Raw genomic sequence first — 19772 nt, 5'->3', positions numbered from 1 at the left:
TCCTCCTCAAGTGACGTGAAACAGGTGCCGGATGTACCGGTCGAGATGGTCGAGGCTTTCGCGCGCAAGCTCGGGGTCGTTGCCGGCCTTGGCGAGCACGAAGCCGCCCTGGATGACGGCCTGCGTGTGCCGGGCCAGGCTTTCGGCCGTCCAGGCGTCGACAATGCCGCGGTCGCTGCGTGCGGCCTCGATGTCGGCTTCGAGCGTGGCGGTATGACCGAAGATGCTGCGGGCGCAAGCCTCGCGAATGTCGGGCGCGCTGGCATAGACCTCCTGCGCCAGCGTGCCGACCAGACAGGTGAACTCGGTGATTTCACCGAGGATGATCGCCTTGCGGAAGGCGACGTAGGCGAGAACGCGCGCCAGCGGATCGGGCGGTCCGTGATAGGGGGCGGCGGCGAAAAAGTCGGTCGTCGTTTCCGCCCAGTAATCGGCCGCAGCGACGCCGAGCGCGTCCTTGCTGGCGAAATGGTGGAAGAACGCGCCCTTGGTGACGTCAGCCGCACGGCAGAGGTCGTCGACGCTGGTGGCCGCAAAGCCTTTTGCGCGAATGACATCGCGCGCCGCATCGAGAAGCCGGATCCGTGCGTTGCCGCGTTCGGGTGATTGCTTTGTTGGTCTGGGCATTTAACCAACATACCATACGGTCGGTATGTGTCAGATGGTTCGCGACCATCAGTCGGCGGCAGTGTCGGCGATGGGAAGCCCAAGGTCCTGCCATTGCTCGCGCGGGATGGCATCGCCGACCTTGAAGTCGAAGCCGACCACTGTCGTTCGATCCGGCGTGACCGAGCAGGAATAGGCGATGCGCCACCATTGCCGTTTGCTGCGAAACGCTCCGCCATTGGTCTTCAGCGTTTCCCCGGAGAACTTCACGCCCGACAGGGCATAGGCGACGAGGTAATCCGGATCGAGGTCGGCCTTCCAGCGGTGGACCTGTTCCATCGCTTCGAGATTGCAGAGCTGCACCACGCGCTCTTCGGGCGCCAGCTGCGCCAGACCCTTACGCGCCTGGCGGCTACGCGGCGAGGCGAGGATGCCGGCGGAATAGAGGTTTTGGGCGTGCACCATGCCTGGGGCCTGCGGCGCGGGCTGGTTGCCGCGGGGGCGCTCGTCGGTCGTCTTGGCCGGCGTCTTCAGATTTTCGCGCTGCGGTTCTGGCACCGGCAGGCTCGCTTCCGACGCGGGCACGGCAGGTTTCGGCTTTTCCGGCACGCCGGCCAGGATTTCGACCTCGATGCTGTCTACGGCGCCCGGCGGGGGCATCAGCTTCGGCGGCAGGCGCGAGAATGCGGCGAAGGCGAAGGCATGCAGCACCAGCGCAAGCGCCAAGGCCCACCAGATCGTCGTGTCATCCGCCCGTCGCATCGTTTGCTGCATGCGCTACTGCCCGCTCCTTAAATCCTATTCGATTTAAGGATAAAAACATGCAGCCATTCAAAGTGCTACAGCGACCTTTGCGCGTCTAATAGATGCGCGGCGCTGTAGATCACGTCGTTCAAGATCGGTTTGCTGCGTTGTGTTTTGAAGTGTTGCCCGTTTCGACGGGGTCGCAGAAGCGCTCTACCTCTTTGTTCTTAGCTTTTCCTGACGGAAATCCGCTTCGCACTTTTCCTGGAAGTGCTTTGGCTTCTCGCCCTATGCACGTCGTGACGCGGAAGCGCGGGACATTTTCGGGCGCCATGCATGAGATCAGCACCAAATCCGCGGCACGGTCGCGCATTGGCGGCCGCGGCGATCACTTTTCCGGCACCGGCAGGGGCGTTCTTGCGCAGTCGTGCCGCTGACGGGTGTCCCATGCGGTCAACGGCGGCCTTGTTTTCGGCCCAGTGGCGAGGGGGATCGGATAACGATGGGTGTGGTGCACGATGGCGTTTTTGCGCTTGCCGCCCGGGCGATGACATTGCAAGTTCGTGGCCGGACTATATTCGCAAGGGGGAATAAATGCCGCTCAGCTACGCGATCTACGATGTCTTCACGCAGAACCGGCTGGAGGGCAATCCGCTGGCCGTCGTCTTCGGGGCGGATGCACTCGACGATCAGGCGATGCAGACGATCGCGCAGGAGTTCAACCTTTCGGAGACGGTGTTCATCCGCCGGCCGGGCGGGGCGGCGCATACGGCGCGGCTGCGCATCTTCACGCCGGGGCGCGAGCTTCCCTTTGCCGGGCATCCGACCGTAGGTGCTGCGGTGGCGATCGCCGAAAGAGCCCACGGCATGGCTGAGGAGAGCGCCGATCTCGTGCAGGTACTGGAGGAGAAGGTGGGGCCGGTGCGCTGCGCCGTGCGCATCAAGCCGGGCGAGGCGAGCTTTGCCGAATTCGACCTGCCGCGCAGATCGACCCGGCTCGACGCCCGCTTCGACAAGCAGGCGCTTGCCGACGCGCTGAGCCTGAAGACCTCGCAGATCGGCTTCGAGAACCATGCGCCGTCCTTCTGGAGCGCCGGCGTTCCCTTCGTCATGGTGCCGCTGCACGATGTATCCGCGGCCGCTACCGTCGAATTCGACCCGCAGCGCTGGGAGCATCTGGCGCCGCTTGCCGAAGGACGCCTAGCGTCTGCCTATCTCTATTGTCGCGGCGGCATCAACCACACGGCGCGGTTCCACACCCGCATGTTCAGGCCCGAGATGGGCCTTGCCGAGGACCCGGCAACGGGTGCGGCGGCGGCAGCACTTTCCGGTGCCATCCACCACTTCGACCAGCTGGTCGATGGCCACCACCCCTTTCTGATCGAGCAAGGGGTGGAGATGGGGCGGCCGTCCTTCATCCACCTGCATCTCGATGTGGCGGGCGGCCAGATCAACACGGCGCGCATCGGCGGCCATGCAGTGAAGATCGCCGCCGGCGAGCTGCTGCTTTAAGGGAGCATGGCGCAGGGGCGGATGTCAGGGCGCTTGTAGCGTGCCGCGATCCCTGGGGTTGGCCAGTCGGACTTTAGGCGTGTCGCTACCCGCAAACCGGCTGCACGCTTTTGCGCGACATGCGCTTGGGTTCTTGTCCTCGATGTATTTAGCCTGATGCATGTCGTCGTCCCGAGGCCGCGATATGCTTTGGGAGGCATGCATTCGCCACAGACGCGGCGTTCAAGGTCGGGCAGGGGAAAAGACGGCGTGTTGTTTCAGAGGCTTATGGTGGGTGCATCCAACGCAGTTGGCGAGAAGGGCGGCAGATCCTGTGGAAAAAGCCTGTTTTCCGCCCGTCTGAAATTTTTTCCCAAGAATTTTACAAAGGACGCTAGACAAGCCGAAAGAACGCCTTTATACGCCCCTCCAGACCGCAGCGACAAACACCGAAGCGGTCCGGATGGGTGATTAGCTCAGTTGGTAGAGCAGCTGACTCTTAATCAGCGGGTCCACGGTTCGAGCCCGTGATCACCCACCAAAACTTCCTTAAGCCGCTGATTTATTTCCAAAATTCCTGCTCTGTAAGAAGTTGCCGGTTTCCAAGAATTTGGAAACGGATTCCAATTTACATTGCGTTCTTGTTCCGGAAAGCAGCCGGTTCAATCTCGCTCCAACGAGCCTCCATCAGCTTCATTGCGTCCTTCGCCAATGACCGCAGCGCGACCTCTCGGCCGTAGTGCTGAACCATCTGCGCCGACATGTTGCAGATCGCCCCGACCTGGTTCTCGGTGCACCCAACTTCCAGCAGATTGATGACCGCGTTTTTGCGCAATCCGTGAAAGTCAATCCGCTCGTCGCGGAACCGTGTGAACTCGTGCTTCTTCATCAGCTTCTGCCATTCGGTCCGGAAACCGTCGGCCGACTTATAGGAGGGGGCCTGGGGCGGCCCACTACATGTGGCTGGAGATCGAAACGGCCACGGAAAGCCCACCAGATTAGATCAACTTGGCGAGCTTGGCGCCGTAGTAGCTCAAGCCACCGCTGACGATGAGGCCGACCCAACTTACCCACATAGGAACTGTCCAGCCGTCGATGACAACCGAAAAACCTATGAGAATGCGAACCAAGTGCACCATTGCAACGATCCCGAATATTGCGGCCGCAATCGTCAAGAAGGTCTTCTCGGTCATCGGAAGTTCCTCGTCTCAGAAACAAATAGTCTCTATCACACGCGCATCAGGGTCGTCTTGCGCCGGATCGCTCTGTGACCATACCGCAGCAGCTATGGTCGCCATGTGCAAAGTTGGTATAAGCAGGGTGAGCACTTGCAGCCAGCTAATGTCCACGTGGCGTGTCCTCCTGCAGGAGAGGCGAGTGCCGCTTGCGTGCGAGCAACACGACACCGGCGCCAATCTCGAACATCTCGGCATTCGAATTCATCGCGAGGAAATTGTTGTCGGCAAGTTCCATCAGCGCCGTCGCCACTTCCTCGCGTGACCGTCCGGCCTGGAAGGCCCGATCGGCAATCGACTGAAATTCGGCTTCTATCGCCTCCTGGCAATGGAGGTCGCGATCTGGATGGCATTTGGGATGCTTCGGCGCGGCGATTTTCGGCATGGCGTGTCCTCCCGCAGAAGATGGTAGGGCGCGGGTTGCCGTTCTCAAGGCCTAGCTAATTCACTGATGCCTTCTCGAACACGATGTGCATGTCGGTCCAACCGCGCTGGTAGGCCTCTTCGAGCACGTCGCACGACACGTCGTCGTCGACCCCGTTGACCCAATTTGCATGAGCAAGGTGGAAGATGCCCACTAGGCAAAACTCACGCAAATCGTCGTCGTCAAGCTCGGTGATGAAGGGGGTTGCTTCCATGATGGTCTCCTTTGATCGGAGGCTAAGGCGCATCGGTTGCGGTTGGCTACTCTCACTAGTGATAGTGATTTTTCGGGGTAGTCGACTCGACAAGAGCACGGATCGAAGAATTGGCCGGAGGGTTTCCCCTCCGGCCCCAGGCGCTGTGATGCCGAGGGTAGCGTCGCACGGCTCACACGCAAGGCTGCCACTAGCGCGATCAACGTCAGGCGTCATTCCCGGAGGTCTGTACCGCAAAACTTGACGTCGACCTTTTGAACCTGCCTATTCAAGAAATCTTAGGCGGACTTCCGCAAAGTGGATGCACGCGCGCGCCGGAGAAAACATGAAGTGCAGGAATAGTCCGATATGAAGGCTTCAACTGCCATCCCGCTTGCTCTGCTGCTCGGCGCTGCCACGATGCCGTTCTTGGGAACAACCGACGCGCAGGCACAGAACCGCGACGTCGATCAGTCGGTATTCGCCTTCGGCGGCACGATGGTCGACGCGGACATGTTCCAGTCAGCCAATCCTTTCGGCGTCAAATACGCCGACCTCCCGATCGTCGGCCTCGGCTACCAGTACTTCCCGGTAAGGATGGGCTCCTTCAGGTTTGGACTGGAAGCGGGGCTCGCCGGAAGATTCGGCGGGCATCCGAATGCGGAATTCTGGGGCGGCGTCGTCGGTCGCTACGACGGTTTCGAGATTGGCGATGCTGTCCGTATCTCGCCAGCCCTTACGTTTGGCATCAGCTATGTCACGCATGCCCAGGAGGGACGGGAGCGCCAGAACGAGCTGGAACGCAACGGGAATGCCAGAACCCTGTTCTATCTCGGCCCCGAGTTGAACCTTTCCTTCGAAACCATGCCCGACGTTGATTTCTTCTGGCGGGTTCACCACCGGTCCGGAGCCTGGGGGACGCTCGGCGACATGCACGGAGGCTCCAATGCAAATGTCCTTGGCGTGCGGTTCAATTTCTGAAGGACCTTCTTCGTCTCCAAATCTTCCGAATGCCACGATTTATGTTCTCTATCGGTTGCGCCATCGCACTGCAGCCGATCGAATTCCTTAGTTCACCAAACGCCGAACGGCATTGGCAATGTGTGTCGGTCGTTTGTGGAATTACAGAAAATAATCTAAATAGCGATCAGAATCGGTTGCCAATTCGCGATATGTTCCGGCGTTTCTCGTGCTTTGTCCTAAGCACATTGGAAACAGCTTTACTTGGGCGGTGGCGTTTTCAGCCTAAAGTCAATTACTCTTAATCAGCGGGTCCACGGTTAGAGCCCGTGATCACCCACCAAAACTTCCTTAAGCTGCTGATTTATTTCCAAAAGTCCTGCTCTGTAAGAATCGATCGGCTGGCTTTGGTCGACCGTTTCGCGTCTCATGTTGACCATTGAGGACAGCTCCGCCGGTTCCCTTAAGTAGACATCGTGCAAAAAACTCCAGAAATAACAGAGCCCTGGCGTAAAATGAGTGGTTTCGAACTCTGTTTGCTGCTCAGTACCGTAGAAATATGAATGTCGCGCAAGCAAAGCCGTCTTGCGACGGCGTGCAACACACACGTCCTACTGCATTAGCGAGGGGCAGACCATGACGACCAGACGGAATCTCCTGCTGGCAGCCACAGCCGTCGCAGCGACGGAAGTGCCACTCAGACCGCAGCACGTCGTCCGATACGCCCGCCACTGAAGCCTCGTTGCCCCGAAGGGCGCATCGCGTTCGAGGTTTAGTTACACGCTCGTAACAGTAATTTACGTTGCTCTAAGCCCGGAAGCGACGCAGCGTAAGTGGTGCACTGAGGGAATTCTATTTCACAGATCCAACGCAATTTTAAAGGTTCGGCCATGAGAGCAATGATACGTACGACGAGACTGCTTTGCGCCGCCGCCGCGGCAGTCCTGATAGGCTTGAGTACTGCTTCTGCTGCCGATACGGCGCAGACCTACAAGATGACGACGCCCTTTGCGTCGGGCGTCGCGGTTCCGGATAAGATCGAGTCCTCGATCGGGACGCTGAATCTCAATTACGGCTACCCGTCGGCCGATACCGTCGACAAAATCTACGACAACCTCGACCGTTCGCGCGCGCTGCAGGCTTATCTGCTGGCGATTCCGATCGTAAATCAGGCCGGCATGCGCGACTCGATACGCAAGTTCGGGCCTGATAACCAGACCGACGTGATCTGGGAAAATCTGGTCGATCCGAAGTCCGTGGAGCTGACGGCCAACGATAACACGATCTACAACTACGTTTGGGTCGACACGAGCAAGGGACCGTTGGTGGCCGAGATACCGCCCAAGGTGCTGGGGATGGTCGACGACTTCTGGTACAAGTGGGTGGCCGACATCGGCATCACCGGGGCCGATAAGGGCAAAGGCGGCAAGTACCTCCTGTTGCCGCCTGGATTCAAGGGCGACATACCATCGGGGTATCACGTGGTGCGGCCGAGCACTTTCGGCAGCTACCTCGTCTTTCGCGCCTTCGTTGTAGACGGTTCCACCCAGCCCGGGGTTGACTCGGTCAAGAAGCACCTGCGGATCTATCGCCTGGACGAGGCCGCCAACCCGCCGCCGATGAAATTCGTCAATGCCTCCGGAATTCCGGCGAATTTCGTCTCGCCAGGCGACTATTCGTTCTGGAGCCTGTTGAACCAGGTCATCCAGGAAGAGCCGGCGGACGGTTCCGATCCCACCACCTTGGGCCTGTTCGCCTCGATCGGCATCGTCAAGGGCAAGCCCTTCAATCCCGATGAGCGGATGAAGAAGATCCTCACCGATGCCGCCAACATCGGCGCCGTGACGGCCCGGACGATCGCTTTCAAGGTTCGCGCGAAGGATGCGTATTTCTATCCTGACAGTACGTGGCGCCTGCCGTTTTTTGGCGGCTACAAGTTCGAGTCGGCGCCCGGTGTCAGCAACCTGGATGGTGCTGTCTTCTACTATTACTTCGCCATCGGCGTGACACCGGCGATGGAAGAGAAGATGGTGGGCGAGGGCTCGCAATATCCGTGGTCGGTTCAGGATTCGGAGGGCAATCCCTTTAATGGCGGCAAGACCTACAAGCTGCGCCTGCCGCCAAATGTCCCGGTCAAGGATTTCTGGTCGGTCATCGTCTACGACAACCAGACCCGGTCGATGGTGCAGACCGACCAGCAAGCCCCAAGCGTCAGTAGCCAGAACAAGGGCGTCAAGGCCAATGCGGATGGTTCGGTGGATGTCTATTTCGGACCGAAAGCCCCGGCGGGAATGGAGAACAACTGGGTGCAGACAATCCCGGGCAAGGGCTGGTTCATGATCCTTCGCCTGTACGGTCCGCTGGAACCTTGGTTCAACAATTCCTGGCGGCCTGGTGAGATCGAACTGGTGAAATAGGGGAAAACAGTCGAACGAGCGGATGGTTCGCCATCCGCTCGTTCGATCGTCAGGCGAAGGTTCGTCTCGCAGCGCCGATCGGAGCCGTGCGCTGGCCAAGGCCAGCCGCTCTGGAGGTAAATCCGCGCGCCACCCATCTTGAAAAATCGCAATTGTCGGATTACCGGATATCTCATGAAGATCTTCTCCGGAATTGCGTTTGCTGTTGCTACCCTCTTGCTTGTTTCGTCCTGCAGCGAAACTGGTCCGTCCGGGGATTCCCGGGCTGGCGTCGAAAATGCCCATCTGAGCGAAAAGGCCAAGGCGAAGCCTGCGAGCGGCAAGAAGGCCAAGACTGCAACTGCGGCCGAGGCGAAGGCGCTGGCTGATGCGAAGAGCCCAAGACAGTGCAAGACCCCGAGACAGCAGTGCGGCTATGGCGCAGGTCCGGCCGGCGAGCCGTGTTCGTGCTGGTCGAACGAGGGCTCGCCCGCAATGGGCGTGACCGTCAAGTAGCGAGAGGCAATCTGTCCCGGCCGCCGCGAATCTCTGCGCCTATGTGCCGAGGGCAGGGGTAAGGGCGTGGTGCATCTCGCCCTATTGTTGACCGTGCACTATCAAGTGATCTGTCTGGCTCCATCAGCCGTGTTCGGTTGATGGGGTCTTTTTTGTCGGCAGCGCTTCCGTTTCGACAGACGCAATCCACTGCATCCTCACCTTCAGGCCTTGCCGGCATGCCAACAGGCCGCCGCGCTCGAGCCTCTCTCGCCGATCCTCCAAAAATATTTCGGACGCATGTCGAAATCCGACGGCGGCTTCCGTTCTTGGGTCGTACGCAACTCAAACCGGGGATATCCCCATGATGCTGACGACCACTTCCCTCTACGCCCTCCTGCTCATCCCAATCTGGTTCGTTCTCTGGATCAGGGTGAGTAACGCCCTCCGGCGCAGGGCCGGGATCTCGCCGAGGAGGCCCTGTTTCTGTGCCGGCTGCTGAACCGGCTTCGCCCTGAAGATCCAGAGATCGAGGGGTGCCTTGCGCTTGTGCTGATCACGCATGCGCGCTGCCTGGCGCGCGTCGACGGCGATGGCGTCACCGTGCCGCTCGGCGAGCAGGACCGGACGAAATGGAACCGGGGGCAGATCGACGAGGGGCTCGGGTTGATCGATACCGCCATGCGGCGGCGCGCGCCGGGGCCATACCAGATCAAGGCCGCCATTGCCGCCTGCCACGTTCAGGGCGAGGCATCCGACTGGGCGCAGATCGTACTGCTCTATGACAGCCTGCTGCGGCTGGAGCCGACGCCTGTCGTGCGGCTCAACCGGGCGGTGGCGCTGTGCGAGGCGGGGTGGCAGGAACCGGCGATGCGCTCGCTCGACGCGCTTTCGGCCGAGCTTCGGGACTACCAGCCCTATCATGCGGCGCGAGCGGAGCTCCTGTCGCGGATGGGGCAAGCGGACGAAGCGGCAAAAGCCTATGCGATCGCCATTGCTCTCGCCGGTTCGCCTTCCGATGCGGCCTTCCTGCGGCAGCGGGCAGAACGTCCTTTGCGAACAGCCACTTGAAGTTTCACCTTGCAACAACCATCTCGAATCCAGGGCGTGCAACTGCGCGCTGGCAGTGACGCCTTGGTGAAACTTCATTCGTGGAGGTTATCAAATGGCGTACCATTTCATGGAAGGCAAAAGAGGGCAGGATTGGTGCAATCTTGCGCTGGCAGTGTGCCTTTTCCTTTCTCCCTGGGTGATCGGGTATAGCATGGAAACCGTTCCGGCTTGGAATGCCTGGATTGTTGGGCTTGCGCTTGCTGTGCTGGCCTACGCTACTCTCTCCGTCTTCGCAGAGTGGGAGGAGTGGGCCAATCTGGCGCTTGGGGCATGGCTGGTCGTGTCGCCCTGGGTGCTCGGCTATGCGGTCAATATGAGCGTGATGTGGACGCACGCCGTCCTCGGGCTGCTCGTGGCCGCCGTGTCGGCCTGGGCGGTTTGGGCGCATCGCCACGATCCGCATGCGCATGCGTGAAAGAGCATCGTCTGATAATCCATGATGGCCCCGGTAGGCGCAAGCCGAAGGGCCATCATGGACGAAGGACAGGTTTGATCGAAGGGTTCTCAAGGGACTGACGACACGTGCGTTCATTGGAACTGTTCGTTAAGTTCTCATGGCTCCGGGGCTGGGCTCCGGGTCTGGGGCGGAGCAGCGTCTTGCAATGCTGGTTGGGCCCTACAGCGCCGCGCATCCTGTTGGACGCGCAAAGGTCGCTGTAGCTTTGAATGCTGCATGTTTTTGTCCCTAAGCCGGATAGGGTTTAAGGAAACATGCGGTAGCAATGAAATCGGAAAATCGCTGGAATGATAGACCAATGGCGAGCGCCGACGCCGGCTTTCCATTGTCGGGCCGCGATCGCGGGCGGCGGCTTTCCGGACCGCGAGGCGCCGTTGCGCCCACGGCGCCGGCGTTCAGCGGTTTATGGGCAGCAACCGAGGCGTCTGCAGGCGAATGTATAGGTCCTGTCGGGCGGCTCGAAGACTTGCTGCGCGGACTGCAATGCGGACCAGACGACACTCCTGACGTTGTCGGCAAATAGGGCAAGGAACGTTCCGATCGGGCCTTCCGCCAGCGGGCCGTGGATGGCGGCATGACCGAGCCCCTCGTCGAGTTCGTACGACTGCTCGGCGGTGATGTGCAGCACCTCACCCCGCGTCAGATCTTCCGGGTTGGGGACGCCGACATAGGCGAGCACGGTGGAAGCCAGGAGCTTGCAGACCTGCTTGCAGGCGCGGCAGGACAACTCGCTGGCGGCACTGACAAAGGCGCTGCCGATGCGAGCGATGATGGCGCGAAACCGGCTGCCGGGTCGGGCGCGGATCTCCAGAAAGGCATCGTAGGCCCGCCGCGCGGGGGGTATGATATAGAGCCGCACGCGATCGGCGAAATCCCTGGCCAGGTTTGCGACATCCGGGCCCCTGAGCGTGAAGGTGACGTCGCCGGCCAGGATCTCCAGAAGCAGAACGATGTGGGAATCCTCGTCATCGAACAGGATGCGCTCGTCGATTTCGACGCTGCCTTCGCCAACGAACTCCCGCACCTCTATCGTGTGCTCGCGGATTTCGGTTCGTTGCAGAAACATTGCCGCCCCCAGGGTCGCAACCGTGGGCATATCCTACAATGCGGGGCGGAACCGGGACATTAGCCTTATCTGAGTATCGACCCCGTTTGCTGACTAAGCCTGCGGAGTAACGCAAGGGCAAGGGCCGTATCTCCGACGCTTTGCGAGGTAAAGCGCATCACCGGGAATGCCACGCGGACGGGAACTTTTTGCCGGGATTCGACTTTCCGTAGCGACAACCAAACAGGAGTATTTGCGATGCTCAAGTGGGCGCTGATCTTCTTCGTCGTTTCATTGATCGCCGGCTTTCTCGGCTTCTCCGGCGTTTCGTCGGCAACGGCGGGCATCGCCAAGATCCTGTTCTATCTTGCTTTGATCGTCTTCCTGATCTTCCTGGTGCTGGCGTTCATGGCCGGTAGCGTTGTCGTTTGAGGTGACGAGGGCTGCGGCGCCGACACTGGCGGACATATCGAATTTTCTGTCGCCGCCGTCAGCGAGATGATACGGACCCGCGCATGAACCAGACCTTCCTTGCCGATCGCGCCTGCGGCACCTGCACGCTCTGTTGCCGGCTGCCGGATATCGATGCGCTGGCAAAGCCGGCCAACGAATGGTGTGAGAATTGCGTCGAGGGCAAGGGCTGCCGGATCTATCAGCGGCGGCCGCAGCTTTGCCGCGATTTTCTCTGTCTATGGATGACGGATGAGCGGCTCGGGCCCGAATGGGATCCTGCGAATTCGCACATGATGATCTATCGGCAGGGGCCGCAGATCACCGTGCTTGTCGATCCGGACTTCCCCGATATCTGGAGACGCGAGCCCTATTGGCGGCAGCTTTCGGACTGGGCAAGCGAGCCGACGACGGAGGGGCAATATGTCATCGTCTTCGCCGGCGATGCCGTCTTCAAGGTCGATTGAAATGTTTCCGTCATCGACGGACGAAAACCGCTTCGCATTTTTCCTGGAAGGGCTCGGTCTCTTTGTTTTTCGCATTTCCTAACGGAAAACCGCTTCGCACTTTTCCTGGAAAGGTTCTGCGCCCGGTAAGAAAAAGCCCCGCGCGATGGCGGGGCAAGCAAGCACCCAAAATGGCTCAGGGTGCGGGGAAGCGCAGTTCATAAAGGAACGTACTGCGCGGTACGGTAAATACTATGCCGACCTTGGGCTGGGGAAGGTCCGATTCGGCGATTCCGGTACGCCTGATGAAATAAATACGACGGGCGAGCTGTAGCGGCGCGGTTGCGCGGGCCGGCAGTACGGCTCAGGGCCGCCGGGGCGAGACAGGTGGCGGGCCTATTCCGGCGTCGTCAATTCCTCGTCCCAGGCCTCGAGGCTGCCCAGGATCTCCCTCAGCGTCTCTCTTCCCTGAACCCAGAGGCCTTCGTCCGGGATCGGCTGCACATCACCGCCCGCCGCCGCGATCGCGCTTCTGACCTCTTCCGGGCTTTCGCGGACATATTGGCGCTTGCCGCCGATATCCAGCGCTGACCCTAGGCCAGGCACGCGGTGGTTGGGCGCAAGCGGCATTGGCCCCTTGGCCGCGTGCACATTGACCCAGACCGGCGCGCCGATGCGATGGGTGAAACGATAGAGGGATGGCAGCTCGGCCTTGACGGCAGCGGCGACGGCCGCTGCCTCCTCCTGGACGAAAAAGGTCTGGCCGGCATTGATCAGCGTGTTGCCGAGACCGTCATCGAGGCGCGGATCCGTCTTGCGGATGCGCAGCACCTGGCTTGCCTCTAGCTCCAAAGGGGTGCCACTCCTTCGCATAAGCCTGATCATGAAATCCTCTCGAACGACAGGTTTAAGAGTGCTCCAAGTTTCGGAAGGTGTCGAGTGGGCGGTGCCGGCACGAAACTGGTTTAGTCCTTGTTTTTGTTGTCGGACACGTTGATTTTACCAGCGGGCGCGTCATCTCGTCAGGCGAGGCAAATCAAGACGGAGATGAGGATGTCCAGGGCCACCATCGCGCTGGTGTGTCCGGTGCTGCTTTCGCTGACGGCCTGCGGGAACACGGTGCGCGGATTCCAGAAGGACGGCACCGAGACCGGCCTTGCTCTCGACAATGCGACGTATCGGGTGCTGAAGGCGAGCGCTCAGTAAAGAGCGCCCGGCCTTGCCACCGGGAGACGGCCGCGCGTCTTTGCGAGCCAGCGCGGTTCCGGTAAAGACGGAAACGCGCTAGCTCCTTGTTTTTTACGAAAACCGCTTCGCACTTTTCCTTGAAATGCTTTAGCGCGACGGCACCGCGGTCGGCCGCGTCACCGTCTCGCTGCTGCCAAAGATGATGGCCGCAAACAGGAGCACGCCGATGAAGGTGATGACCGACGCGATGGCGACCACCGGCTCCAGTTGCGGGCTGCCGGTCAGCATCAGGTACAGCGACGGCACCAGCAGCGCGACGCCGGCGGTGTAGACGCAGTACTGGATCATCGCCAGACGCTTCTGCGCCTTGGCCGGGTTCAGCGCGTGGTAACCACCGAAGATCGCCATCGTCACCCATCCCAAAAGGTTTGCATGGGCGTGGGCGCCGATCGCGCTGTGATCCTGGCCGATGGCCATGTGCAGGCCCATCGATATGCCGATGATCAGAAAGATGATCGCTGTCTTGAAATACAATTGTGCTAGGCGTGGCATAAAGTAATTCCCCTCTGTTCCTGCCCCACCTGATTATTAGCATTTTCGCAGATGATTGCTGCCTGCCTTTATTGGGTAGTTCTTTGGGCTGGGTGCGAGATCAGAAGCTGACGGCGATACCGCGATTGGCGAAGAAACGGTCGAAGGTGGAAAGCGGCACGACGACATCGGCTTGATTGGCCCGGTCATGGCCGGAAGGATTGTGAAACCGGACGCTCTCGCGCGAGGCGGCCGTTACCAGCACGAGGTGTCCGCCTTTTGAAGGCGGCTCGCGCTGCGGCCACCGTATGGCGCTGCTGACCGAAGCGATGAAGAAGCGGCCTTCGGAAAGCACCTCCGGAATGTCCGTCGTCGGGATGTTGGTCAGCGTTTCGGCGGCAAGCCCGAAGCGCTCGCCGACGAAAGACACGAAGGGAGCGTAGATCAGTCCCTTGATCGAGGCATCGGCCTCGTTGACGACATAGCCGCCATAGTCGGTGCAGCCGCGCGCAAGCGACAGGATCGGGTGCAACTCGCCGCGTGCGGCCAGGATCATCTTCAGGCAGGCCATGCCGCAGACATTCACCGCCCAGCGCGCATATTCCTCAATCGTCTCAGCGCCCGAGTTGCGCCAGAGCGGATCGCGGTGAAGGGCCGCCGCACCCTCCGACAGAACCGCCAATGTCATCTCCGGGCTTTCCCATTGGCTGAAATAGGGGACCTTGTGTTCTACTGTTTCCATACCGCTTACTCCGTCGGGCGCGACGCAACTTTTGTCATTGGCGCAAGCCCCTATCAAGCCGGTAGAGCAGCGCGTGGAACTGGCCCTTGCTTGGTGCGCGCGCCGGCATTCGCTGCACGATGTGCCGGACTTCGGGTGGTGCCTGCGCGATCGCCCAGCGGACTTCCGCTTCGATGATGCCGGCCGGATCGACGGCGGCGAGCGCTGCGGCTTGCGCGCCGTAGGCTGCCGGGCCAAGGATGTGGTTGACCTGGTGAGGGGTGGCGATCGGATGGGCGTAGGCGGATCCGGCGGCAGCCATTGCGGCGCGGGCGGCGGCGGAGGCTGCGGGATCGCCGGCCTCGCGTGCAGCGGAATTGGCCGCCCAGGCTAGCTTGCGCAGCGCTGCAGTCCGCGCACCGCCTTGCGCAAAGGCGCGGATGGCCGAGAGAGCTGCGCGCGGGCGGGTATCATCAGGGGCCTCCGTCTCGAAAATGGGGAGGGCGCGTTCGGCGCAAACGGCAGCCCAGAGCGCAATATTGCGCAGGTCTTCTTCGTTCAGCAGTGGCGGATTCGTTTCGATGGGCATCATCTGCGGTCCCGGCGCGATGGGCGTGTCGATGTCTGTTTCGATGAAGCGGGGGATTTCGGCAATATCAGGGCGTGGCGTGGAGCGTCCCCCAAAGGCTGTCACGTTCAACGCCTCTCTACGGCCGGCCAAGGGTGTTTCTAGTCTCAGAACCGCTGCAGCGCTTTGTTTTCACGCATTTCCTGACGGAAAACCGCTTCGCACATTTCCTGGAAATGCTCTATGCGGCGCGGAAACAGAACACGATTTCGGGGTCGTTTTCATCGAGGTTGTCGATGTACCCGCTTGTGTGAAAACCGGCGCCGCTCAGGAGCTGCTGCATTTGCCTGTTGGACTGGTTCGTCGATGTGAAGATCTTCGGCGTTGCGCATATGCTCTTGAAATGTTCGACGAGCGCCATTCCGAGGCCCTGGCGACGAAACTGCGCGCCGACCATGACCATTTCAATGAAGCCGTTGCCGAAGAAATGGTAGGCCAGGACACCATAGGCTCCGACGGATTTGTCCGTCTCGGCCACGTAGCAGCAGCCTGTCTCTATCCACGCCCTGATATGATCACGGCGCTCGGGGTCGCCAGCCGCAATCGTATCGAGGGCGACCAGGCTGTCGTAGTCGGCGATGGTGGCGCTTCTGATTTTCATCAACGAATCCGGATGTGGTCGAGTCAGGGCGTAAAGAATCCGCCGAGCGAGATGCGGGCACGACGCCTAGCTTTAGGCGGCCAGCGCATCTTTTTCCATGGCGGATTTTCAGAAGCGTACAGCGGGACGAATGTCTGAGACGGGAATGAAGAGCGATCGCACGGGCAGCCAAGATCGGTATTTGAGCTGGCATTTTGGGTGATGAGGGCGGGTCGTTGCTCGACCCTCAAGTGGTGGAACAGATGCGAACGAGTGATCAGCGCCGCGCCGCATCAGGCTGGCGAGCAGTGGCGGCGGCAAGGGTGGCGCGCTTGCGGGTGGCCATCTCGTTGAATGGGGCAAGGCCCATGCGCTCGATATAGGCTGTTACGGCTGCCTCGACGCCCTTGTCGTTGCCGTCTTCCGTTTGCCAGAAGGCTTCCATGGCGGCGAAGAGGGCCGATTTGTCGAGTGCGATATCCATCAGGGCTGGGGTCCGAACTGCTGGCGGTGATTGAGCGTGCCGTGGCCCGGCTGGCAGAAGGGAGCGGCCTGGCGGAGGCCACCACCCGGCGCCTCGAAATCCGCGCACCAGCGTTCCCACGCCTCAGACGTGCGCACGAAGGCGGGCAGGAGGTGTTCATCGTCAGGGGTGCGATCGAAATCGTCGAGCCAGGCGTCGGCGACGGTCTCGGAGATGTCTTCGCCGGAGAGCGCTTCGAGATCGAAGCGGATGAGCTTGGTGGCGTGCTCGCCGTCATGGGCCCTCAGCCAATCGGCGGCAGTCGCAAAGATGGTGCCGATGCAATCGCTTTCCTCGATGAAATGGCCGCGCCCGAGCATGGTGACCGCGAGGATGATCTCGCGGCTCTGGGTGAAGGGGCTGACAAGCTTACCTTCTCGTACTGATGTCACTGTCATGCCTTCTCCCTGGCGAAACAGCAGGAAGGGCCGGCACGAGCCTTGAGGCGCGCTGCCGGATCCGGCTTTCCTCGTTTTCAATTGATGGTCACATAATAGGGAAAATCCTATTTATCCATCAATAGGAAAAATATATTCGGCAGGATTTTTCTGACTGGCCTGTCGATATCCTTCTGTTTGTTCTTGTTTTGTTCGGAAGATTGAGTCAGCTTAGGGCTGCCATTGCAGGTGGCAGAGAGGAGCATGACATGGTCACAAACTTCGTCGTTCAGAGCTTTACGCGGGGAAATCGGGGTGCCTTGCTCGCCGACACTCCGGTGCAGGCGACAGGGGCCGATCACGCGCTCCGGCTGGCCGAAAGGCTGGCATCGACCAAGGTGGGCGTTGTCGCATTCAGCCGGGCAGGGGATCTGTCGACCGGCGAATTCGAAGACGCGACCATCCTTTTTATCGGCGGCGACCTGCCGTCCGAGATGCAGGAGATCATGGCCGCATAGACGGATCGGCAATTGCGTGAGACGGGCCTGTCCGTCGGTCTCGCGTTCTTTTCCGGTGTCCCAGGCGGCGGGGTGCGTTGTGTGGGCGGGCGCTTGGGCGCCGGTGGGCCGCTTAAGGCTTCCCAACTGTCATGCGAGCCGGCGCCGTGTCTGCCGGCGGCCACGTTGCACGCGCCGGTTCCCGGGATTTTTACTGCGTGCCGGCTTCCTCTCGGCGGCGTGCCATTTCGGCTGCGTGCTCCGCTGCTGACAGTGCACTCCAGCGCCGCGCGTCTTATTAGACGCGCAAAGGTCGCTGTAGCGCTTTGAATTGCTGCATGTTTTTATCCTTATCGCCGGCTGCTCTCGCGCATGACGTAGCGTCAAGCAGGCGCCATTTTCGAAAAGCTATTACTTTTGAAGCTGTTGCGGAGCGGTGTTCCGGGCGGCGGCTGGCGGGCGATGCCTGCGCAGCGTCAGCGGGCGCTGTATTTGCCCACGACCCGGTGGCAGAAGGACCATTCCACCCGGCTCTCGGTGAATTCCAGATAGGGATTGTACTGCTTCAGCGTCCATTCCCGGTCGTTGAACGACACCAGGCGCTTGATGATCGCCTCGGCGTCGTTGGCGGGTGGCACGTGGTAGAGCACGACATCCTTGTCGCGCGCCGGCGGCAGGTGCGGATGCACCAGCGCCATGTCGCCGGGCTCATAGGCCGGAATCATCGAGGTGCCGGTGAGGTAGATGCCATAGGCGCCCTTGACGCCTTCGAGCACCGAGGGGCGCTTGACGTATTCGACCGCATCGAAGGTGACGATCACATGGCCGTCGCCGCCCTGGGCGGCAACGAAAATCGGCAGGTCGCGATGGCCGACGAGCTGCTCGCCGGGCACGATCTGCGGATTGAAACCGGTGGCGTTGCGGGGTTGGCCGGTTTCGCCCGCGTCCGGCGTCGCGCTGATCAGGTCGGTGATGGTGCGCACGTCACGTTCGCGCAGTTCGCGCGGGCTCTCGCGCTCGACGAACTGCTGGATATAGGCGTGGTTCTTCCCGATCGCGATGGACAGATCCTTGTAGGTCGTCCTCTTCGCGTCGACTGCTTCCCGGATAAGGCGCCGCAATTGATCCATGGCAATGGCATCCCAGATTCCGCTTCCTACGTCCAATAGGATTTTTCCTCTTGATAAAACGATACGATCCTATTATTGATAGGATATGAACGGAAACGAACAGTCAATCGAACTTTACGAGGCCGACATTTTCGGTCGCGGCTCCAGCCTGGAGCGGGCCGGCTGGCACTTTGCCGGGCATGCCAGGCGCGACGCCTCGTGCTTCGCGGGCGGGTGTGACCGACGAGGTAACGCGGCGGGCCGCATCGACGATGACTGCCTGCTTGCTGGAGTGAGCCGATGACTGCCACCAGAATCGCATCAAGGACAACCAGGCGCGCCACGCGCCAGCCGCTCGGCCTGACGCTGCGGCAGAACGAGCTGCTCAGATTCATTCGCTGCTACAGCGCCGACAAGGGCGGGGTCTCGCCGACGTTCGACGAGATGAAGGACCATCTGGGTCTGTCATCGAAATCCGGCATCTCGCGGATGGTGGCGGCGATGGAGGAGCGCGGCGTTATCCGCCGGCTGAAAAACCGGGCAAGGGCAATCGTCGTGGTGGAGGTGGCACATGCTTGAGCACGTGACGGACACGCTTCTCGGCAATCCTGTTTTCGCCGGGCTTGCAGCCTTTTCCGCCACCTCGGTGACGCTCGCCGCCTTCAGCTGGGCTGCCAGCCCGGCGCTTGGCTGCGGCAGGCAGCGCACGGGCAGGAGGAGGGCGGTCGGTGAGGCCGGGCTGGCCGGCCGGCTTAGGCGGTGGGGCATGGCGCTTCTCGCGGGCCGGATGAAGCTGGCGCCGGGGCTCGAGCTGATCGGCAAGGGGGACGCACCGGGCAAGAGGGACCTGCCGGGCAAGGAGGACCTGCCGGGTCTCGACTTCGAGGCATTGCAACGCGAGCTCGACGAGGCGTTCGCGCCGGTCTGGCGAGACAGGAGGAAATCGTGATGTCCGGTCCGACAGTCGTCATCGCCTTTGTCGGTGGCTCTGTCGCCGGCTGAAGGCGAGGTGGGGAATGGCTCCCTCCCTCAGGTGAACGGGAAGAGGCCAGGGAATTGTAGGCCATTGGTTCGTCGGCAACGACGGGTGAGGCCCTACTGCATGTTCCTTAAATCGTATTCGATTAGGGACGAAAACATGCAGCAATTCAAAGGGATACAGCGACATTTGCGCGTCTAACAAGACGCGCGGCGCTGTGGAAGAGACTGATCGTCGTCCTGCTGCTGCCCCCGATCTTTTCGGTGCCATGCGGCGCGGCTGCAGCGTCCCTTGCGTGCCGATCCGGCGCGCGGGCGCAGCCGCAGCGGCGATCACAGCGAGGGGCTGCTGCCCACCTCCTCCCCGGTGGCCCCTCGCTTCCATTTCGGCGCCGGCAAACCGTTTCTGACGCATGCCCCCGACGATCGGATGCGATCTCGGTGCGTGATCATGCGCGGGTTCGAAAGGCTGGAGCGGTTTGTGCGTCATGGGGGGTGCCAGGGCATCGTGGATGCCGGGGCATACCGGACGCGCAGCGCTCCAGCGCCACGGTCACGTGGCCGAACCCAGTCCCGCCCAGCAGG

At 61.0% G+C, this 19772-nt stretch carries 25 protein-coding genes, 1 tRNA gene and 2 pseudogenes; 13 read left to right on the top strand and 15 right to left on the bottom strand.

Going from position 1 to position 19772, the window contains the following annotated elements:
* Positions 1 to 6: 6 nt before the first annotated feature.
* Positions 7 to 627 (bottom strand): TetR/AcrR family transcriptional regulator, encoded by a 621-nt coding sequence (locus J3R84_RS09545; RefSeq protein WP_038576209.1) that lies wholly within the window; start codon positions 625 to 627, stop codon positions 7 to 9.
* Between the two features lie 48 nt (positions 628 to 675).
* Positions 676 to 1380 (bottom strand): DUF930 domain-containing protein, encoded by a 705-nt coding sequence (locus tag J3R84_RS09540; protein WP_025427509.1) that lies wholly within the window; start codon positions 1378 to 1380, stop codon positions 676 to 678.
* A 564-nt stretch (positions 1381 to 1944) separates the two neighbouring features.
* Between J3R84_RS09540 and J3R84_RS09535 the strand changes: the two genes are divergently transcribed.
* Positions 1945 to 2862 (top strand): PhzF family phenazine biosynthesis protein, encoded by a 918-nt coding sequence (locus J3R84_RS09535; protein WP_025427508.1) that lies wholly within the window; start codon positions 1945 to 1947, stop codon positions 2860 to 2862.
* Positions 2863 to 3306: 444 nt separating this feature from the next.
* Positions 3307 to 3382: transfer RNA gene (locus tag J3R84_RS09530), tRNA-Lys, on the top strand.
* 87 nt (positions 3383 to 3469) lie between these two features.
* Here the strand turns inward: J3R84_RS09530 and J3R84_RS09525 are convergent.
* From J3R84_RS09525 to J3R84_RS09510, 4 genes and pseudogenes are all read right to left on the bottom strand, one after another.
* Positions 3470 to 3784 (bottom strand): annotated as a pseudogene (locus tag J3R84_RS09525) (site-specific integrase); the annotation flags it as partial.
* A gap of 55 nt (positions 3785 to 3839) precedes the next feature.
* Positions 3840 to 4034, bottom strand: a complete 195-nt coding sequence (locus J3R84_RS09520) for a hypothetical protein (protein ID WP_025427506.1) — start codon at positions 4032 to 4034, stop codon at positions 3840 to 3842.
* 145 nt (positions 4035 to 4179) lie between these two features.
* On the bottom strand, positions 4180 to 4461 hold the full coding sequence (locus tag J3R84_RS09515; protein ID WP_025427505.1) for a hypothetical protein: 282 nt from the start codon (positions 4459 to 4461) through the stop codon (positions 4180 to 4182).
* Positions 4462 to 4516: 55 nt separating this feature from the next.
* Positions 4517 to 4714: a hypothetical protein gene (locus tag J3R84_RS09510; protein WP_025427504.1), complete on the bottom strand. Its 198-nt coding sequence runs from the start codon at positions 4712 to 4714 to the stop codon at positions 4517 to 4519.
* Between the two features lie 348 nt (positions 4715 to 5062).
* On the opposite strand from J3R84_RS09510, the gene J3R84_RS09505 reads away from it, so the two are divergent.
* The 5 genes from J3R84_RS09505 to J3R84_RS09485 all read left to right on the top strand — a co-directional run bounded on the left by J3R84_RS09505 (position 5063) and on the right by J3R84_RS09485 (position 10072).
* Entirely contained in the window at positions 5063 to 5674 is a 612-nt protein-coding gene (locus J3R84_RS09505; RefSeq protein WP_025427503.1) for a hypothetical protein, read from the top strand.
* A gap of 878 nt (positions 5675 to 6552) precedes the next feature.
* Positions 6553 to 8070 (top strand): DUF1254 domain-containing protein, encoded by a 1518-nt coding sequence (locus J3R84_RS09500; protein WP_057206224.1) that lies wholly within the window; start codon positions 6553 to 6555, stop codon positions 8068 to 8070.
* A gap of 174 nt (positions 8071 to 8244) precedes the next feature.
* Positions 8245 to 8565: a hypothetical protein gene (locus J3R84_RS09495; RefSeq protein WP_025427500.1), complete on the top strand. Its 321-nt coding sequence runs from the start codon at positions 8245 to 8247 to the stop codon at positions 8563 to 8565.
* 459 nt (positions 8566 to 9024) lie between these two features.
* Positions 9025 to 9615: a DUF6596 domain-containing protein gene (locus J3R84_RS09490; protein ID WP_354006114.1), complete on the top strand. Its 591-nt coding sequence runs from the start codon at positions 9025 to 9027 to the stop codon at positions 9613 to 9615.
* Positions 9616 to 9709: 94 nt separating this feature from the next.
* On the top strand, positions 9710 to 10072 hold the full coding sequence (locus tag J3R84_RS09485) for an SPW repeat protein (protein WP_025427498.1): 363 nt from the start codon (positions 9710 to 9712) through the stop codon (positions 10070 to 10072).
* 445 nt (positions 10073 to 10517) lie between these two features.
* On the opposite strand, the gene J3R84_RS09480 is transcribed toward J3R84_RS09485, so the two are convergent.
* Entirely contained in the window at positions 10518 to 11180 is a 663-nt protein-coding gene (locus J3R84_RS09480) for a hypothetical protein (protein WP_025427497.1), read from the bottom strand.
* 237 nt (positions 11181 to 11417) lie between these two features.
* Here J3R84_RS09480 and J3R84_RS09475 point away from each other — a divergent pair, with 237 nt between their 5' ends.
* Together J3R84_RS09475 and J3R84_RS09470 are read left to right on the top strand one after the other, a co-directional pair.
* Positions 11418 to 11591, top strand: a complete 174-nt coding sequence (locus tag J3R84_RS09475) for a DUF1328 domain-containing protein (RefSeq protein ID WP_025427496.1) — start codon at positions 11418 to 11420, stop codon at positions 11589 to 11591.
* A gap of 83 nt (positions 11592 to 11674) precedes the next feature.
* The gene (locus J3R84_RS09470) at positions 11675 to 12076 is read left to right on the top strand and encodes a hypothetical protein (RefSeq protein ID WP_025427495.1); all 402 of its coding nucleotides are present in this window, start codon (positions 11675 to 11677) and stop codon (positions 12074 to 12076) included.
* A gap of 375 nt (positions 12077 to 12451) precedes the next feature.
* On the opposite strand, the gene J3R84_RS09465 is transcribed toward J3R84_RS09470, so the two are convergent.
* A complete protein-coding gene (locus J3R84_RS09465) occupies positions 12452 to 12940 on the bottom strand; it encodes a hypothetical protein (RefSeq protein ID WP_128090504.1) in 489 nt (162 codons plus the stop codon).
* Between the two features lie 168 nt (positions 12941 to 13108).
* On the opposite strand from J3R84_RS09465, the gene J3R84_RS09460 reads away from it, so the two are divergent.
* Positions 13109 to 13261, top strand: coding sequence for a hypothetical protein (locus tag J3R84_RS09460; RefSeq protein WP_025427493.1), 153 nt, complete (start codon positions 13109 to 13111; stop codon positions 13259 to 13261).
* Between the two features lie 129 nt (positions 13262 to 13390).
* Here J3R84_RS09460 and J3R84_RS09455 read toward each other — a convergent pair whose 3' ends face one another.
* From J3R84_RS09455 to J3R84_RS09430, 6 genes are all read right to left on the bottom strand, one after another.
* Positions 13391 to 13795, bottom strand: a complete 405-nt coding sequence (locus J3R84_RS09455; protein ID WP_025427492.1) for a heme-copper oxidase family protein — start codon at positions 13793 to 13795, stop codon at positions 13391 to 13393.
* A gap of 100 nt (positions 13796 to 13895) precedes the next feature.
* A complete protein-coding gene (locus tag J3R84_RS09450; protein WP_025427491.1) occupies positions 13896 to 14516 on the bottom strand; it encodes a cysteine peptidase family C39 domain-containing protein in 621 nt (206 codons plus the stop codon).
* Positions 14517 to 14550: 34 nt separating this feature from the next.
* The gene (locus tag J3R84_RS09445; RefSeq protein WP_200951447.1) at positions 14551 to 15189 is read right to left on the bottom strand and encodes a putative immunity protein; all 639 of its coding nucleotides are present in this window, start codon (positions 15187 to 15189) and stop codon (positions 14551 to 14553) included.
* 115 nt (positions 15190 to 15304) lie between these two features.
* Positions 15305 to 15724, bottom strand: a complete 420-nt coding sequence (locus J3R84_RS09440) for a GNAT family N-acetyltransferase (RefSeq protein ID WP_025427489.1) — start codon at positions 15722 to 15724, stop codon at positions 15305 to 15307.
* 256 nt (positions 15725 to 15980) lie between these two features.
* Positions 15981 to 16187: a hypothetical protein gene (locus tag J3R84_RS09435; RefSeq protein WP_025427488.1), complete on the bottom strand. Its 207-nt coding sequence runs from the start codon at positions 16185 to 16187 to the stop codon at positions 15981 to 15983.
* Positions 16187 to 16624, bottom strand: coding sequence for a hypothetical protein (locus J3R84_RS09430; protein WP_025427487.1), 438 nt, complete (start codon positions 16622 to 16624; stop codon positions 16187 to 16189). Before J3R84_RS09430 ends, J3R84_RS09435 begins: the two co-directional genes overlap by 1 nt.
* Before the next feature lie 248 nt (positions 16625 to 16872).
* Here J3R84_RS09430 and J3R84_RS09425 point away from each other — a divergent pair, with 248 nt between their 5' ends.
* Positions 16873 to 17121 (top strand): hypothetical protein, encoded by a 249-nt coding sequence (locus J3R84_RS09425; protein ID WP_025427486.1) that lies wholly within the window; start codon positions 16873 to 16875, stop codon positions 17119 to 17121.
* Between the two features lie 455 nt (positions 17122 to 17576).
* Here the strand turns inward: J3R84_RS09425 and J3R84_RS09420 are convergent, their stop codons facing one another.
* Positions 17577 to 18266 (bottom strand): S24 family peptidase, encoded by a 690-nt coding sequence (locus J3R84_RS09420; protein WP_025427485.1) that lies wholly within the window; start codon positions 18264 to 18266, stop codon positions 17577 to 17579.
* 243 nt (positions 18267 to 18509) lie between these two features.
* Here J3R84_RS09420 and J3R84_RS09415 point away from each other — a divergent pair.
* Positions 18510 to 18776, top strand: a pseudogene (locus J3R84_RS09415) (LexA family protein); the annotation flags it as partial.
* Between the two features lie 4 nt (positions 18777 to 18780).
* Positions 18781 to 19158, top strand: coding sequence for a hypothetical protein (locus J3R84_RS09410; RefSeq protein ID WP_025427482.1), 378 nt, complete (start codon positions 18781 to 18783; stop codon positions 19156 to 19158).
* Positions 19159 to 19772: the final 614 nt, after the last annotated feature.

The organism is Ensifer canadensis, from assembly GCF_017488845.2.
Lineage (GTDB): Bacteria > Pseudomonadota > Alphaproteobacteria > Rhizobiales > Rhizobiaceae > Ensifer > Ensifer canadensis.
This window is presented reverse-complemented; position numbering and strand designations above follow the sequence as displayed.

What these genes read in the sequence shown, in the direction of transcription:
- J3R84_RS09545 (WP_038576209.1), bottom strand. Translation starts at nt 627, where the DNA reads ATGCCCAGACCAACAAAGCAATCACCCGAACGCGGCAACGCACGGATC.
- J3R84_RS09540 (WP_025427509.1), bottom strand. Translation starts at nt 1,380, where the DNA reads ATGCAGCAAACGATGCGACGGGCGGATGACACGACGATCTGGTGGGCC.
- J3R84_RS09535 (WP_025427508.1), top strand. Translation starts at nt 1,945, where the DNA reads ATGCCGCTCAGCTACGCGATCTACGATGTCTTCACGCAGAACCGGCTG.
- J3R84_RS09520 (WP_025427506.1), bottom strand. Translation starts at nt 4,034, where the DNA reads ATGACCGAGAAGACCTTCTTGACGATTGCGGCCGCAATATTCGGGATC.
- J3R84_RS09515 (WP_025427505.1), bottom strand. Translation starts at nt 4,461, where the DNA reads ATGCCGAAAATCGCCGCGCCGAAGCATCCCAAATGCCATCCAGATCGC.
- J3R84_RS09510 (WP_025427504.1), bottom strand. Translation starts at nt 4,714, where the DNA reads ATGGAAGCAACCCCCTTCATCACCGAGCTTGACGACGACGATTTGCGT.
- J3R84_RS09505 (WP_025427503.1), top strand. Translation starts at nt 5,063, where the DNA reads ATGAAGGCTTCAACTGCCATCCCGCTTGCTCTGCTGCTCGGCGCTGCC.
- J3R84_RS09500 (WP_057206224.1), top strand. Translation starts at nt 6,553, where the DNA reads ATGATACGTACGACGAGACTGCTTTGCGCCGCCGCCGCGGCAGTCCTG.
- J3R84_RS09495 (WP_025427500.1), top strand. Translation starts at nt 8,245, where the DNA reads ATGAAGATCTTCTCCGGAATTGCGTTTGCTGTTGCTACCCTCTTGCTT.
- J3R84_RS09485 (WP_025427498.1), top strand. Translation starts at nt 9,710, where the DNA reads ATGGCGTACCATTTCATGGAAGGCAAAAGAGGGCAGGATTGGTGCAAT.
- J3R84_RS09480 (WP_025427497.1), bottom strand. Translation starts at nt 11,180, where the DNA reads ATGTTTCTGCAACGAACCGAAATCCGCGAGCACACGATAGAGGTGCGG.
- J3R84_RS09475 (WP_025427496.1), top strand. Translation starts at nt 11,418, where the DNA reads ATGCTCAAGTGGGCGCTGATCTTCTTCGTCGTTTCATTGATCGCCGGC.
- J3R84_RS09470 (WP_025427495.1), top strand. Translation starts at nt 11,675, where the DNA reads ATGAACCAGACCTTCCTTGCCGATCGCGCCTGCGGCACCTGCACGCTC.
- J3R84_RS09465 (WP_128090504.1), bottom strand. Translation starts at nt 12,940, where the DNA reads ATGATCAGGCTTATGCGAAGGAGTGGCACCCCTTTGGAGCTAGAGGCA.
- J3R84_RS09460 (WP_025427493.1), top strand. Translation starts at nt 13,109, where the DNA reads ATGTCCAGGGCCACCATCGCGCTGGTGTGTCCGGTGCTGCTTTCGCTG.
- J3R84_RS09455 (WP_025427492.1), bottom strand. Translation starts at nt 13,795, where the DNA reads ATGCCACGCCTAGCACAATTGTATTTCAAGACAGCGATCATCTTTCTG.
- J3R84_RS09450 (WP_025427491.1), bottom strand. Translation starts at nt 14,516, where the DNA reads ATGGAAACAGTAGAACACAAGGTCCCCTATTTCAGCCAATGGGAAAGC.
- J3R84_RS09440 (WP_025427489.1), bottom strand. Translation starts at nt 15,724, where the DNA reads ATGAAAATCAGAAGCGCCACCATCGCCGACTACGACAGCCTGGTCGCC.
- J3R84_RS09435 (WP_025427488.1), bottom strand. Translation starts at nt 16,187, where the DNA reads ATGGATATCGCACTCGACAAATCGGCCCTCTTCGCCGCCATGGAAGCC.
- J3R84_RS09430 (WP_025427487.1), bottom strand. Translation starts at nt 16,624, where the DNA reads ATGACAGTGACATCAGTACGAGAAGGTAAGCTTGTCAGCCCCTTCACC.
- J3R84_RS09425 (WP_025427486.1), top strand. Translation starts at nt 16,873, where the DNA reads ATGGTCACAAACTTCGTCGTTCAGAGCTTTACGCGGGGAAATCGGGGT.
- J3R84_RS09410 (WP_025427482.1), top strand. Translation starts at nt 18,781, where the DNA reads ATGCTTGAGCACGTGACGGACACGCTTCTCGGCAATCCTGTTTTCGCC.